The following is a 15,115-nucleotide window of genomic DNA, read 5'->3' on the forward strand; positions in this document are numbered from 1 at the left end:
TAAGATAATTAATTTAAGATGATGATTTTAGGGTGTTGATTTTAAGATGATGATGACATGAGTCGAGAACACAAGAAATTTGAACGGCTATTTCTGTTCAGTGAAGTCGCAAAACAATTAAGTTTTACTGAAGCCGCAGCATCGCTTGGGATCTCAAGAGGATATCTTTCTGAGCAAATTAGACAGCTTGAAAAAGAGTTCGCCAGACCCTTACTCATCCGCACCACTCGCAGTGTAAAACTCACGCCTCAAGGTGAGCTTATCCTTGCAAGCATGAGTCATGTAAAACAGTCGCTTTTAGATTTAGACCGACAGATCCGTCATGAGAATAACAGTATTGCGGGACGGATTAAAATCACCGCACCAAGTCAATTTACCCAGCGTTATTTATTAGCTATCTGCAGTGAGTTTCAGCAACAACATCCACAGATTAACTTTAGTCTCGATAGCAGTTACACCACCCATGACCTTGCCAAAAGTGATTTTGATTTAGCGATTCGCGCGACTAACACACCACCACAAAATATGGTGGCAAAAAAGCTGTTTTCTTATCAGCACATTTGCTGTGCTTCCCCTCAATACCTTAACCGTAATGGTATGCCTCAACGGGTGACAGATTTAACTAAGCATGAATGCCTAACAGCAACGGAGTTTACTGAATGGCCATTAAATGGCGAGTCATTACCTGTATTAAGTAGCCTTAGCGTTAATGACAATCACATGCTCAAATCGTTAGCCATTGCCGGACAAGGGATTATTATGGTGCCCGAATACTTAGTGGACAAAGAAATAGCCTCAGGGCAACTCATTACAGTATTGCCACAGGTAAGCACTATCTCTTCAGCCACGTATTTGATGCATCCACAATTGATCCATCAATCAGCTAGATTGTCTCGCTTTATCGAATTTACCTTGCAATGGATAGCCAATAATTTACCGCCCTCTCAGCAAGCTGCCAGCTAATCATTCTTCCTCGACGATAAATTTAGTCGACAAAAAACCTATCAATACTTGATAGGTTTTAGTGCGAATAAGCTCAAGTTTAGTTAGCCTGATCAAGGCTAAAGTCTAGCCTCACTTGCAGCCCTTTTTGCTCAATGGCTTGCCCTGCAACCGTTTTAGGTTTGTACTTCCAATTATTAATCGCTTGTATTGCCGAGCGATTAAACACTCTTTTGGGCTCAGCCTGCATCACTTGAGCATTGATCACTTCGCCCGTCTTACTAATATCAAACATCACAATCACATAGCCCTCTTTACCATCTCGCGCTGCAGCCATGGGATATTGCGGTGAAACCTGCACAACAGGCATCGCATCTCCATCATTGTAGCTGCGATCATAGTTCTCTTTTGGCACAGGTAAGGCTTCAGGCGTAAAACCTTTAATGACGTCAGCATCTCCCTCTGAAGAAGTTGACATAGGAGTATGATCAATAATTGCAGGCACTTTTTGAGGTTGCACCCTGATTTTTTTGATCACTTTTTGAGGCTCTTGTGGCTTTTGAAAAAAGTTAATCACTGGCAATGGAGCAGGTTCATCAACATATACAGCGTCACTTTTAACTAATTGCGCCATGAAAACGAATAACGCTAAAGTGACAATTGCGCCTAACAACATAATTCCAGCTTTAGTGATTAGCTGACGTGGTGCTAACAATCCCCCCTCTGAAACAAGGGCATTGCCCATATGCTGCATCACTAAATTTACTTGGTTATGCAACTGAGTTTGCGCCTGAACTTGAAGCTTAAAGATGATATTGGATTTGATCATAGACATTCCTTGTTATTTATTATTAAAACAATAGGTGGTGCCTTTTAACCTCTAGTTGCCAATTAAGTTAACTGGCAAATATTTTGTTACAAATAGCTAAAACTCGCCCAAATTTAACATCAACCAAACAAATTATTCACGCAAAACCAACCAACCAGAAACACAAAAAGCACATCACAAGGGGGAGTGACAAACATATTAAGTTGATAATATCGCGATATTTTTCAGAACTGGGGGGATAAACTTAGTTATTGTCCGCGCCTAAAATCTAGGCTGATATTGAAATTACTCAATAAAAACAAGATTTGCTAACAATTATTAAATTGACTTTTTTCTTCAGTCTAAGAGTATGGATAGGTTTTTTACCGATAAAGCCCACTTTCGTTAAAATACCCATAAAAAATAACATCAAATAATTATAAAAATATAAACCGATTCCATCCTTTGTAAGGAAGCAGACAACAATGAAAAAAACACTGATCGCAATTGCACTGGCCTCAACATTTTTGAGCGCTTGTGGCACTTCAGATGTAAAAACAACAGATAACGCCACAGATAAAGTTAAAGCAGCAGTCGCCACCCTAACCCAAAAAGCTGAATTGGGTGATTTCGGCGTTGATTTAACCGCCCGTAATGAAGCTGTTAAACCAGGTGATGATTTCTTTATGTATGCCAGCGGTACTTGGTATGACAATTTTGAAATGCCTGCTGATAAAACTCGCTACGGTGCATTTACCGCATTAGGTGAACGCAGCGAGCAGCAAGTCAAAGAAATCATTGATGATATCGCAAGCCGCAGCGACCTAAATGCTGAAGAGCAATTAATTGCTGACTTTTATCAGTCTTATATGGACACAGATACCATCAACAAACTGGGCATCAGCCCAATTCAAGGTACTTTAGACACCATTACAGCGATCAAAAATACCGATGACTTAACCCAAGTTTTTGGTAATGCATGGCTAACCGATGCTGAATCGCCAATTTCTGGTGGTATGTGGTTTAACCGTCTTGATCCAAACCAGTATGAATTATCAATTGGTGCCGGTGGTTTAGGTCTTCCAGATCGTTCTTACTACCTAGAAGATAGCGAGCGTTTTGTAAAGATTCGTAGCGCGTACGTAAGCCATATTGCTGAAATGCTTGCTTTTGCAGGCATTAAAGATGGCCAAGCTCGCGCTGAAGCGATTGTGGCATTAGAAACTAAAATAGCTGAAGGTCAATGGCCACGTGAAAAACGTCGTAACCGTGATTTAACCTTAAATCAGGTAAAACGTGCTGACTTAAACAATGAATACCCTAACTTCAACTGGGACTTATTCTTTGAGCAATCAGGTTACCAAATACCACAGCTTAACGTTTCTCAGCCTGAACCTATCAAGGCAATGATTGAGTTGGTTAATAATCAGCCACTCAATGTATGGCAAGATTACCTCACCTTCCACACTGTCAGTAACAATGCAGGTTTATTATCAGAAGATATCTACAATGCTAGCTTTGCGTTTTACGGCAAAGAACTCAGCGGTCAAGAAGAGCCTAAGCCACGTTGGAAGCGCGCTGTCGCTGAAATGTCTGGTACTCAGTCACTTGGTTTTGCAATCGGTAAAGTCTATGTTGCTCGCTACTTCCCTGAGTCATCTAAGCAACAAATGGCTGAGTTAGTAGAAAACCTTCGATCTGCATTAGGCCAACGCATTGATGGTCTTGATTGGATGGGCGATGAAACTAAAGTGAACGCTCACGCTAAGCTAGCTGCCTTCAAGCCTAAAATTGGTTACCCTGATGTGTGGCAAGAGTTTGATGGATTAGCACTGACTAACAAAGATTTGCTAAGCAATATCAAAAATCTACGTCAGTACTTCCATGCTGATAGCGTTGCTAAAGAGCTGAAGAAAACCGATCGCAATCGTTGGGGCATGACACCACAATTTGTCAATGCTTATTACAATAGCTCATTTAACGAAATTGTATTCCCAGCGGCAATTTTACAACCACCATTCTTCGATCCTAACGCTGATCCTGCTGTGAATTACGGTGGTATTGGCGCAGTTATTGGCCATGAAATGGGCCATGGTTTTGATGACCAAGGTTCTAAGTCCGATGCTAATGGTATTCAGCGTAACTGGTGGACTGATAGCGACCGTGCTGCATTTGAAGCGAAAGCAGATATGCTTGCCGCCCAATACAGTCAATATGAGCCTATCCCTGAAAACTTCGTTAATGGCCGTAATAGCTTAGGCGAAAACATTGGTGATGTTGGTGGTCTATCTATGGCATATCACGCTTACCAGTTAAGTTTAAATGGCAAAGAAGCACCTATTATCGACGGATTAACTGGCGATCAGCGTTTCTTCTTAGCTTGGGCACAAGTGTGGAAAGAAAAACGCACCGAACAAAGCATGTTAAGCCAGCTTCGCGCCGGTACCCATGCTCCAGGTCGATACCGCGCATTAGCACCACGTAACCATGATGCATGGTACAAAGCATTTGATGTTAAACCTGGTGACAAACTTTACTTGCCTGAAGATGAACGTGTTCGCATCTGGTAATCAGTTAACCATTCAAACGTGAGTTTTCATATTGAACTCGCACAAAAAAGCCAGTCACTGACTGGCTTTTTTATTAACTCATTAAGGCGGTATTAAATAGAAATTTTATTTCGCTAGCTTCACCACCACGCGGCCACGCACCTTGCCAGCAATCAGAGCATCAGCGGTATTAATCACTTCATCTAAACTGATTTCTTTGGAAATATCATCAAACATTTCCGGCTCGATAATCTCAGCCAAACGCTGCCAAGCCTCTAACCTATCTTCAAGTGGGCGCATGACGCTGTCGATACCCGCTAATGTCACCCCGCGTAAAATAAATGGCATCACTGAAGATGGAAAATCCATTCCCTGGGCTAAACCACACGCTGCCACTGTGCCGCCATATTGGGTACTAGCACAAATGTTTGCCAAGGTATGACTCCCTACAGAATCAATCGCACCAGCCCAACGTTCTCTCGCTAATGGACGACCAGGCTCTGATAAAGTATTACGATCAATCACCTCTGTAGCGCCTAACTTTTCTAGATAAGCGGATTGATCAGCACGACCTGTTGAAGCCACAACTTTATAACCAAGCTTGGCTAGAATAGCGATAGCAAAGCTCCCTACTCCGCCATTGGCGCCTGTTACTAATACTTCACCTTTATCCGGTGTCACACCGTTTTTTTCAAGTGCAATAACAGACAGCATGGCCGTATAACCTGCAGTACCAATTGACATAGCTTGTCTTGGCGTAAACGCTGCAGGAAGCGGAATTAACCATTCACTTTTTAAACGTGCCTTTGTCGCTAAGCCACCACAGTGAACTTCGCCAACTCCGAAACCATTAAGTAGCACATGGTCGCCTTGAGTAAATTTATCACTATCTGATTGCTCAACCACACCGACTAAATCAATACCCGGGATCATAGGAAACTGCCTAACAACCGGTCCTTTTCCGGTAATCGCCAAAGCATCTTTGTAATTTACCGTGCTATAAAGTACCTTCACGCTAACATCGCCTTCAGGTAACAGACTTTCATCAATTGCTTTAACTTCTGCGTGATAACCTTGGTCATCTTTTTCAATCAATAAACCATTAAACATGGTGTCTCCTTAATATAGACCGAGCGTCTATAAATGGTTGAAAATTTTTTATCGCGGTAATCCAGCGATAAAAAACTCGAGGTAATTCTGTAAAGGTTGGGTGCTTTGAACTAGCTTAGCGCGGCTTACCGCACCTTCCCAGCCAACCCAAAACTGTTCAGCAAGTAATTCACAATTTGCACTTTGTGCGATTTCACCTTGAGCTTTAGCCGCCTCAAGACAAATGGATAACCTTTGTTGCCAATCTAAAAATATATCAATCAACTGCTGGCGATAGCTCTCAGGCAGCAAGTCCACTTCTTGGCCTAAATTGCCCACTAAACAACCTCGTTTAAACTCAAATCGCGCCATGCCTGTTTTGGCGCTTTCTACAAATTGGCCAATACGTGCTAAGGGCGAATAGGCTTGATCTAACAAGTGCTTATCAAGTTTGTGCGCAAAATAAGTCGCATAATTGTCAATCACAACCTGACCAAACTCTTCTTTACTGGAAAAGTAATAATAGAAAGATCCCTTAGGCACGCCTACTTTTCGCAATATTTGATCAATCCCTGATGAAGCAAAACCTTTTTCGGTCAGCTGCTCAAGGCCGCTGCGAATTAACTCAGCGCGAGTATCTTGATTGTCTCTTGCAGCCTTTGGTGGTCGACCTCGACGAGGTTTAGCCGCTTTTACCAGTTGTGATTCTGTCATGGCTCAATATTAGACCGATCGTCTAGTTAAATACAAGTATCGTCTGCAATCTCAATCCAAATTTGAGAATTTGATCGCAAATGATCTCTTAAAGGAAAAAAGGTAGTCGCAAGCTATAGAACAAAGCTGGATTGAACAACGCTTGATTGAACAAAGCTGGATTGAACAACGCTTGATTGAACAAAGCTGGATTGAAACAAGTCTCATAAATTACAGTTTAAATCATGCTAGAACTTGCTAAGGATATTCGTCAATCTTAAGCCATTCATTTTGTGGCTTAGTGTTTAACTCTTATATTAGTGTTTAACTCTTATATTAGTGTTTAACTCTTATATTAATGTTTAACTCTTATATTAATGATTAACCTTTGTGATAGCTTAACTTTTTGATAGCTTAACTTTCTGATAGTTAAACTTTGCGATCGCATAAATCTATTTGCACTATCATGAAACCAGCTTGCACCAAGTTGAATCATTAAAGCCTTAAAACTGCCCTTAAAAATCGAAACTCAACCAAAAGACTCACAACTATCGCACCTCTATAGCTCATCGAACTCACTGTTAGCACAGTAATTTTACTTACCTGCACCAATAACGAACCTGCCAAGCGTAACATTTTTACAACATGGGAATAATTCTTGCTTCACTAAGCCTATGAATTTTAATAAGAGAATAGCTTTGGGGAGCATAAATGGACAATATTAGTGACGCAATCGGGGTCATTGCACAAAGTGCAGACACCCTTTTTATCCTACTTGGTGCAATTATGGTGCTTGCGATGCACGCAGGCTTTGCATTTTTAGAGGTTGGTACCGTTCGACACAAAAACCAAGTTAATGCATTAGTTAAAATCTTAACTGATTTCGCCTTTTCAGCTGTCGCCTACTTCGTCATAGGTTATCAAATTGCTTATGGTAGCCACTTTTTTGTTAGCGCCGACACGCTAGCAGCAAATAATGGCTATGACTTAGTGAAGTTCTTTTTCCTATTAACGTTCGCGGCAGCGATTCCAGCAATCGTATCAGGCGGTATTGCTGAACGTGGCAGTTTCCGTCCATTCTTGTTTGCATCAGCGTTAATTGTTGCCTTTGTTTATCCACTTTTCGAAGGGATTATTTGGAATGGTAACTATGGTTTTCAAGCATGGCTTGGTAGTACTTTTGGCGCTGAGTTTCACGACTTTGCAGGTTCAGTTGTCGTCCATGGCATGGGCGGCTGGTTAGCGTTAGTCGCAGTTTACTTTTTGGGTGTCCGTGGTGGTCGTAAACCAGGGGTAGCCTTTGCACCTTCAAACATTCCGTTTCTTGCATTGGGTTCATGGATCTTAATCGTTGGTTGGTTTGGCTTTAATGTCATGTCAGCACAAACCTTAGATGGCATTAGTGGCCTTGTAGCATTAAATAGCTTAATGGCCATGGTGGGCGGCACTATTATTGCGCTTATTGTCGGTAAAAATGACCCCGGATTTATTCATAATGGTCCACTAGCAGGCTTAGTCGCTGTTTGTGCAGGTTCTGATTTAATGCATCCTATTGGCGCTTTCGTGGTAGGCGGGGTTGCTGGCGGACTGTTTGTATTTGTGTTCACTAAGCTTCAGCGCAGCACTAAAATTGATGATGTCTTAGGTGTATGGCCACTTCATGGTTTATGTGGTGTTTGGGGCGGTATTGCAGCGGGTATATTTGGCCAACAAAGTCTTGGCGGCCTTGGTGGTGTAAGCGTTATGTCGCAACTTGTTGGCACTGCTGCTGGCGTCGTATTCGCTGTGGTTGGTGGGTTCATCGTTTATGGCATCGTCAATAAAGTATCTAGCTTACGTTTAAGCCAAGAAGATGAATATATCGGCGCTGACTTAGCCATTCATAAAATTGGCTCCACCAATGCAGACAAGTAACCGAAATCAATAAAACCATTATTGTACTGATTTTCAGTAACAAAAAAGCTCAAGCAATGGCTTGAGCTTTTTATTGAAATCTGACAATTATAAAACTGTAATGACGTCAGCTTCTGGTAAGCGGGCTTTCGGTAAGCCTTTGTTATAATCTTCGCCGTCTTTGTGGTAACCAATCGCTAACGCGAATTGACACACATAACCGCCTAATTCTTCATTAAAAATCTCACCGATTAAATCCGGGTCAACCCCTTCCATTGGCGTTGAATCAATACCTAAGCGAGCAAGTACATGCAAAGTATTACCAATTGCTATGTAAGTTTGTGCCTTAGTCCAGCCGCCATTATAACCATTCTCATCGGTATTAAGATCCACAAAACCAAAAGCTCCGTTAAGCATGTTGTCATACATTTCAGCAGGTAAATGACCTGAAGAAACTTCAACATCAACGACTTTTCTGTAGTCATCTTTAGTGAAATTAGGGTTATGAGCGAACATAATAATATGTGACGCTTCAGTCGCATGTGGTTGGTTAAACTGATGCATATTAGCAAATGTGTCGTGGAAACGTTGTTTTGCTGCATCGCTCTCAAGCACAATGAATTTCCATGGCTGTGAGTTAATAGAGGAAGCTGATAAACGTATAGCTTCTTTAAGCACAGTCATATCTTCAGCCGAAATACGCTTTGATGAATCGTATTTTTTAGCAGTGTAACGGCTGTTTAAATCTTTAATAATTTGGTGAGACATGATGATTTTCCTCATTGAACGATGTCGATGGAGTGCATATTAAAGATCATTACGAAAGAGAAAAAGAGCCGATAGCTCCAATCATTATGGTCTTAATCATCCACAATGAACCACTTTGTTGTTCCAATTTGTTTTCTAGTGAAAATTACCGCCATAATAACAAGCGCGCTTTTAGGGCTGTTTAAGTAGCGGGTTACTGTTTGAGAATCTATTTAGAAAATAACATTCACAATGGCTATAGCCATTACGATGACTATGACAATAGCCATGCTATAGCCCATTCATGCATCATGGTAAAAATCAAAGCTCAAGGAATAGCGAAAATGAAATCACCAACTTGGACCTTAATGGCTGCTTTTATCACAGCAACCTGCTCGATGAGTCTCCCTTATTATGCTCACTCAACCGACATAGAGACCGATTTCATTTGGCCAGCTAATTATCAAGCCGCTGTCAGTCTGTCCTATGATGATGCGTTAATGAGTCAATTAGCCCATGCTATTCCAGCACTGGATAAATATGGCTTTAAAGCCTCTTTTTACCTCACCTTAGCAAATCCCGGTACACAGCAAGGAATGGAGCAATGGCGCTCCGTAGCCGCTAATGGTCATGAGCTAGGTAATCACACCATTTTTCACCCTTGTAGTAAAAGTCAAAAAGACCGTGACTGGGTTGCCGCTTATCATGATATCGACACTAAAACCTTGACTCAGATACAGCAAGAAATCAGCGTCGCCAATACTTTTCTGCAAGCAATAGATAGTCAAACCAGTCGCACTTTTACTATTCCCTGCGGCGATACTGAAACCGCTGAAGGTAATTATGTCGAGGTAATAAGAAACGATTTCGTGGCGATTAAAGGCTTTAATCCGCAGTATGATGCCAAATTTGATTTGTTGTTGATGCCCGAAAATGTCAGTGGTGAAGCGCTGATTAACTTTGTAAAAAAAGCCCACAGACAAGGTGGCATCGCCAATATCTTGTTTCATGGAATTGAAGGAGATTACTTAACTGTCAGTAATCAAGCTCATGATGAATTATTGCAGTATTTAAGTGATAACCGAGAAACGCTATGGGTCGATAATTACCGAAATATTATGCAATATGTAAAGCTCAAGCATCAACCACTCAATCCCCAAGAATAAGCTAAGTGATCGATCACTCATACTGCTGAAGCAAAAAGTGGTTCACTCCTCTTTTCAACCATTTTCCAGTCGGTCGAAAACCGATAGTTAGACACACTTCAAACTTTAATAAATTAACTGATATTTATACTTTTTTTCTAAATAAGCCTGTGATTTTTGTTCTATACTGAATTTAAGCTAATCTCGGTGTAAAAGGATTTACAAAGATAATGATGGTGTTATGGAATGAACAGAAACTGATTAATTTAATTAAGTTTGCACCTGCCTTAACAGTGTGCTTTTTCATGATTATTATTAATATTGTCATCATCAGTGACAACCAAGAAAAAGCCAACAACAGTATAATATCCCTCAGAGAAGACGTCATTGCTCGCCAAAAACAAGAAATCAAACAGCAAGTCAATCAAGTTATAAACATCATTGAATTCAAAAAAAGTGCAGCGCTTTCACAGCTAAAAAACCTATCTAGAATGCGAGTAAATGAAGCCCACGCTATTGCTCTCAATATCTTTAATATCAACCAAGATAAACCTGAATCAGAAGTCAAAAAAATGATTGTTGATGCATTAAGGCCGATTAGGTTTAATGATGGCAGAGGTTATTTTTTTATTTTCCAAATGGATGGCATAAATGTACTACACGGATTAAAACCTCATTTAGAAAATACCTCAGTATGGAACGCTCAAGATCTTCGTGGGACTTATATCCTGAAAGAGCACATCCAGAAAATACAACTGCATAACGGTGAAGCTTTTTATCATTGGTGGTATCAAAAACCTGGCTTTCCTGCTAACCAAGAGTTCGAAAAAGTGGGCTATGGCAAACAATTTGGCCCCTATGACTGGTTTATCGGCACAGGCGAATATCTCGCCGATGTAGAAGAAGATATTAAAGATACCCTCCTAAACTGGATTTCTGAATATGATGACGACAAACATCAGCGTGTCTTCATTATTAATAAGAGTGGTCATCCACTGGCCAACCCTATCAGCCATCAACGACATGACTTCGTCGAACACCATGAGCACACGACTCAAGAATTAGTCAATCAGTTGCTCTCTCAAGTTAGCATTGAGGGGAATTTCATGGAATTTGATTTAGCTAATTTAACCAAAGAAAAAAGAGCCCATGTTGAGATTAGTTATGCCAAATTACTTGAGCCATGGGGCTGGGTTGTCGGGGCACATTTCAATTCACATGACTTTGAAAAGTATCTGAATAATAAACAAGAAAAATTGCTTCTAAATAACCATGAAAAACTGATGAAGGTGCTCACTTTAAGTATTCTATCGACCTTTTTTATGGTGGGAGGCTGCCTATTCGCCAGTAATTTAATTGCTAAAAGATTTAAAAAGTTCAAGTTTCAAATTGAGAAAGACTTTAAAAGGTTAGAAAACTCCAAAGCCACCATGAAGCATATGGCGATGCATGATGGCCTAACAGGTTTTCCAAATCGATTATGCTTCGTAGAGCATATTGCTAAAGGGATCAAAACCGCTAACAAAAAGCATAAAAAACTCGCGGTATTATTGATTGATATCGATAATTTTAAAAAAATTAATGATGTTTATGGCCATTCAGTTGGGGATGAATTACTCAAAGAAGTGAGCCGAAACATAGAACAATCTATAGTGTCAGAAGACACAGCTTCACGCTTTGGCGGAGACGAGTTCGCATTTTGCTTTCCAAACTTAGACAACATTCATCAAGTGCATCAAAAAGTTGTCTTGATCCAGGGTATCTTTAATCGAGAATATAGCTTGAATGACAATCACCATGAGATTAAAGGTAGCATTGGGATCAGTATGTACCCCTCTGACAGCCAAGACCCTGAAGGGTTAATTCGTAAAGCCGATATTGCACTTTATAAATCCAAAGCCAAATTGAATGGTTTGGTCAATTTCTTTGATGAAGAGGTCGATGCTCAAATAACTTATGAATACCAACTTGAAGAACAGCTAAGATCCGCTTTAGCCAAGAATGAAATTAGCGTCTTATATCAACCTCAAATCACCACAAATTCTGAAAAACTGCAGAGTGTTGAAGCATTAGCCCGTTGGAACAATCCAATACTGGGTAACATCTCACCAGAAATTTTCATTAATATTGCCGAGAAAACAGGCCTAATAAACAGCATAGGTTTGTTTATATTCCGTAAAACCTGTGAAGATATTTTAGCCATCTCACCCAATGGCGATAGTGCGATCCGTGTGGCTATTAATATTTCTCCCCATCAATTATTGGATATCAATTTTGCCGAATCGATTACTCAAATAGTTAATGAGGTCCATATTGATCAGCAACGTATTACATTAGAAATTACTGAAAACTTAGTGCTGAAAGATTTAAAAAAGACATCCATTATTTTAAATGAATTAAAAGCACTAGGATTTGGTATTTCCCTTGATGATTTTGGTACAGGATATTCTTCATTAAGCTATTTAAATGAACTGCCGATAACTGAAATCAAAATAGATCGCTGTTTCATTAATAATATGATCAGCAGCCCTCAAAGTAATGCCCTAGTCAAAGCCATTTTAGCTATAAGTGAAGCTTACGATATCAAAGTTGTCGCTGAAGGCGTCGAAGAAAAAGAACAGTTTTCAACTTTAAAATCATATGGTTGTGAACTAATACAAGGTTACTACTTCGATAAACCCTTAACGTTAGCGCAATTAGAATCAAAATACTTCCATAAACACTAAAACCTTAATAAGTGCTCAGCCTTGGGTACTGTCTGCAACTCTATCTGAGATTGAAGTGATTGAGTCTTTACTCTATGGTGATTAACATAGAAAGCGGCTTTCTAATTACAGCCTAATAACTAATGTACATAACTCAATAAATAATCAAAATGAAACCAGTTAACACACGCATGGATACCAATTTACTTCAGCCATCTCCCCCACCTCACGCCTTGATTGTAGAAGGTGGTGCCATGCGAGGGATTTTTGCCTCAGGAGTGTTAGATCGTTTTATTGATTTAAACCATCGCCCTTTTGATTTTTGTATCGGTGTTTCCGCTGGTTCAACTAATCTCGCCTCTTGGCTTTCAAATCAAAAGCAACGAAATTACCGTATTATCACCCACTACTCATGCTTGCCTGAATTCATTGATTTAAAACGTTTTATTAAAGGTGGACACTGGCTAGACCTAAACTGGTTATGGGATATTCTTGCCAAAGAATGTCACTTTGATATGGACACCTTTAGCCAACAACCGGTCCCACTATTTGTGGTCACAACAGACATTACTACTGGAAAAGCGGTTTATATTAAAAGTAATGCTGACAATATCGAACATATCTTAAAAGCATCATGTTCAGTACCTATCGCATTTAGAGATTTTCCAGCCTATCAAGGCAGCCCCATGACAGATGGCGGTATCGCTGACTCGATTCCAATTATCAAAGCCTACGAAATGGGAGCGAAAGAAATCACTGTCGTGCTATCAAGGCCACTGGGTTACCGAAAGAAATCCCCGAAACTACCTTGGCTAATAAAGCGTGCATTAAAAGCTCACCCACAACTAGCCAATGCAATGGTCAATCGTGCCAATAGTTATAATGACGCGATTGATTTTATTCAGTCACCACCCCTGGATTGCAAAATCAATGTTATCGCTCCACCAGCAGAATTCAATGTTGGCCGTCTAACCACAGATAAAGCCATCTTAGAGTCTGGTTATCAAATGGGCATTGATGCCGCCAATCTAGCAGTTGGTAACAGTTGAACCGGCAAACTCAGCCTTAAATAATATCTGCCTTAAACAATATCATCCTTAAAAAATAGACAAAAAAAACCGGACATAAAGTCCGGTTAACGTGTAGCTTCCGTGCACTGGTTACGAAAAAAATGCCTTAAGGCAAGTTGGCTATTCGTGACACCACAAAACATGATAACGAACGCCAATAACCAACGAGTAGATTAATAATTAAGTTATTGTTTTTTCTTATACTAATTATAGATAAAACATACTTATAACGGTGTTACTTATGGCAGTTCTTGTGACCACACGGTGCCATTTACTACCTTGTCAAAGCCATATTGATAAAGCGCTTTCATGTATTCAAGGTCAAACATCGCTTTGGTTTTTGAAGGCGCTTTAAACTCATCATCAACATAGGTAAAACGTAAATCGATTTGCTGAAGTTCGCTATCGTAAAGCATCTTGTATAAGTCTCCACGACTTTGCAGTACGGTTAAGCTTTTTAAACTGCGAGTTAGGAGTTTCATGCCTTTATCTGGCGTCGGTTCATAGGGCATATTAAACATGCCGTTGCGAATAACATGAATATAAGGCTGCTGCGTTAACCCTAAAGCTTTAGACACTTTGCTAAAGTCAGTTTGAGTCGGTTCAAAGAACATTTGCGCCGATAAACCGCCATCGACATGCAGCTCTTCGTACTGTTCACCTTGATAATTCACTTGAATAAACTGCGGCGGAAAAACCCCAGGAATTGACGAACTTGCAGCAATAATCTGATGAATTAAAACCTGTTTATTTTCTATATCGCTATTGGCAATTTGACCAATATTCCAAATGGATAAACGACCTGAATCAAATTGAGTGGTGCCAATAAAGAGTCGACGACCCGCTTGATGTTGCTTGGCAATTTGCTCAATCATTTCTGGGTTATATACATGGGTAATAAACTCGAGCATATTGTCGCCATTGCTAAACCCGTCTTTGAATAACGTATTTAAAAAATTACGTTTACCAATCACTTCTTTATCTGTGATACCTAACATGACTTCTTTTAGTCGAGGAACTTCATCGCCACCTAAAAATGCAAATGGTGCAATCAGAGCCCCTGCACTCACGCCTGTTACAATGGTGTATTGCTCAAGTTTATCTTGTTCATATAAGCCATTTACGATACCAGTACCAAACGCACCTTTAGCACCTCCCCCCGATAGCACGAGAATATTTAACGCATCACCTTGAACCTTCAGTGGAGTTGATTTGTTAAGCTCTGAATATAAAAAATCATCCTGCTCACCGGCCCAAAAACGTAAAGGTTCTTTCGATGTATTATCGGCAATATCACCAACGATAGCCTGTTCATATCCTTTTTCAGGAATACGAATATCTAGTGTATGCGTCGTGCTACAGCCCATTAAAATGGTCACTAACAATAATGCAGCTAATTTCTTAATATGAGTCATGCTATCTCTCTTTTGGTCTGTATAGCGACATGCATCTCACTCGTTTAACTGTTTTTATT

At 40.2% G+C, this 15,115-nt stretch carries 11 protein-coding genes; 6 read left to right on the top strand and 5 right to left on the bottom strand.

Annotated elements, in window-relative coordinates; all coding sequences use genetic code 11:
- Positions 1–57 precede the first annotated feature (57 nt).
- A complete protein-coding gene (locus BCU84_RS02425; RefSeq protein ID WP_102526517.1) occupies positions 58–963 on the top strand; it encodes a LysR family transcriptional regulator in 906 nt (301 codons plus the stop codon).
- 79 nt (positions 964–1,042) lie between these two features.
- Here the strand turns inward: BCU84_RS02425 and BCU84_RS02430 are convergent, their stop codons facing one another.
- Positions 1,043–1,771: an energy transducer TonB gene (locus BCU84_RS02430; RefSeq protein ID WP_157936184.1), complete on the bottom strand. Its 729-nt coding sequence runs from the start codon at positions 1,769–1,771 to the stop codon at positions 1,043–1,045.
- 464 nt (positions 1,772–2,235) lie between these two features.
- Between BCU84_RS02430 and BCU84_RS02435 the strand changes: the two genes are divergently transcribed.
- Positions 2,236–4,320, top strand: coding sequence for a M13 family metallopeptidase (locus tag BCU84_RS02435; protein WP_102526519.1), 2,085 nt, complete (start codon positions 2,236–2,238; stop codon positions 4,318–4,320).
- Positions 4,321–4,425: 105 nt separating this feature from the next.
- Here BCU84_RS02435 and BCU84_RS02440 read toward each other — a convergent pair whose 3' ends face one another.
- Both BCU84_RS02440 and BCU84_RS02445 read right to left on the bottom strand, forming a co-directional pair.
- Positions 4,426–5,409 carry an MDR family oxidoreductase gene (locus BCU84_RS02440; protein WP_102526520.1) on the bottom strand — a complete coding sequence of 328 codons (984 nt, stop codon included), beginning with the start codon at positions 5,407–5,409 and terminating at the stop codon, positions 4,426–4,428.
- Between the two features lie 48 nt (positions 5,410–5,457).
- Positions 5,458–6,102 carry a TetR/AcrR family transcriptional regulator gene (locus BCU84_RS02445; protein ID WP_102526521.1) on the bottom strand — a complete coding sequence of 215 codons (645 nt, stop codon included), beginning with the start codon at positions 6,100–6,102 and terminating at the stop codon, positions 5,458–5,460.
- 690 nt (positions 6,103–6,792) lie between these two features.
- Here BCU84_RS02445 and BCU84_RS02450 point away from each other — a divergent pair.
- Positions 6,793–7,995, top strand: a complete 1,203-nt coding sequence (locus tag BCU84_RS02450; protein WP_102526522.1) for an ammonium transporter — start codon at positions 6,793–6,795, stop codon at positions 7,993–7,995.
- 87 nt (positions 7,996–8,082) lie between these two features.
- On the opposite strand, the gene BCU84_RS02455 is transcribed toward BCU84_RS02450, so the two are convergent.
- On the bottom strand, positions 8,083–8,742 hold the full coding sequence (locus BCU84_RS02455) for a nitroreductase family protein (RefSeq protein WP_102526523.1): 660 nt from the start codon (positions 8,740–8,742) through the stop codon (positions 8,083–8,085).
- Positions 8,743–9,065: 323 nt separating this feature from the next.
- Between BCU84_RS02455 and BCU84_RS02460 the strand changes: the two genes are divergently transcribed.
- The 3 genes from BCU84_RS02460 to BCU84_RS02470 all read left to right on the top strand — a co-directional run bounded on the left by BCU84_RS02460 (position 9,066) and on the right by BCU84_RS02470 (position 13,620).
- Positions 9,066–9,887, top strand: coding sequence for a polysaccharide deacetylase family protein (locus BCU84_RS02460; protein ID WP_157936185.1), 822 nt, complete (start codon positions 9,066–9,068; stop codon positions 9,885–9,887).
- Between the two features lie 209 nt (positions 9,888–10,096).
- Positions 10,097–12,592 carry an EAL domain-containing protein gene (locus BCU84_RS02465; protein WP_102526525.1) on the top strand — a complete coding sequence of 832 codons (2,496 nt, stop codon included), beginning with the start codon at positions 10,097–10,099 and terminating at the stop codon, positions 12,590–12,592.
- A 149-nt stretch (positions 12,593–12,741) separates the two neighbouring features.
- Complete coding sequence (locus BCU84_RS02470; RefSeq protein ID WP_241906342.1) at positions 12,742–13,620, top strand: patatin family protein; 879 nt, start codon at positions 12,742–12,744, stop codon at positions 13,618–13,620.
- 260 nt (positions 13,621–13,880) lie between these two features.
- Here the strand turns inward: BCU84_RS02470 and BCU84_RS02475 are convergent, their stop codons facing one another.
- Entirely contained in the window at positions 13,881–15,056 is a 1,176-nt protein-coding gene (locus tag BCU84_RS02475) for a patatin-like phospholipase family protein (RefSeq protein ID WP_102526527.1), read from the bottom strand.
- Positions 15,057–15,115: the final 59 nt, after the last annotated feature.

The organism is Shewanella sp. 10N.286.51.B7 (genome assembly GCF_002873615.1).
Lineage (GTDB): Bacteria > Pseudomonadota > Gammaproteobacteria > Enterobacterales > Shewanellaceae > Shewanella > Shewanella electrodiphila.

Coding starts and splice junctions, on each gene's coding strand:
- BCU84_RS02425 (WP_102526517.1), top strand. CDS start 58: ATGAGTCGAGAACACAAGAAATTTGAACGGCTATTTCTGTTCAGTGAA.
- BCU84_RS02430 (WP_157936184.1), bottom strand. CDS start 1,771: ATGATCAAATCCAATATCATCTTTAAGCTTCAAGTTCAGGCGCAAACT.
- BCU84_RS02435 (WP_102526519.1), top strand. CDS start 2,236: ATGAAAAAAACACTGATCGCAATTGCACTGGCCTCAACATTTTTGAGC.
- BCU84_RS02440 (WP_102526520.1), bottom strand. CDS start 5,409: ATGTTTAATGGTTTATTGATTGAAAAAGATGACCAAGGTTATCACGCA.
- BCU84_RS02445 (WP_102526521.1), bottom strand. CDS start 6,102: ATGACAGAATCACAACTGGTAAAAGCGGCTAAACCTCGTCGAGGTCGA.
- BCU84_RS02450 (WP_102526522.1), top strand. CDS start 6,793: ATGGACAATATTAGTGACGCAATCGGGGTCATTGCACAAAGTGCAGAC.
- BCU84_RS02455 (WP_102526523.1), bottom strand. CDS start 8,742: ATGTCTCACCAAATTATTAAAGATTTAAACAGCCGTTACACTGCTAAA.
- BCU84_RS02460 (WP_157936185.1), top strand. CDS start 9,066: ATGAAATCACCAACTTGGACCTTAATGGCTGCTTTTATCACAGCAACC.
- BCU84_RS02465 (WP_102526525.1), top strand. CDS start 10,097: ATGATGGTGTTATGGAATGAACAGAAACTGATTAATTTAATTAAGTTT.
- BCU84_RS02470 (WP_241906342.1), top strand. CDS start 12,742: ATGAAACCAGTTAACACACGCATGGATACCAATTTACTTCAGCCATCT.
- BCU84_RS02475 (WP_102526527.1), bottom strand. CDS start 15,056: ATGACTCATATTAAGAAATTAGCTGCATTATTGTTAGTGACCATTTTA.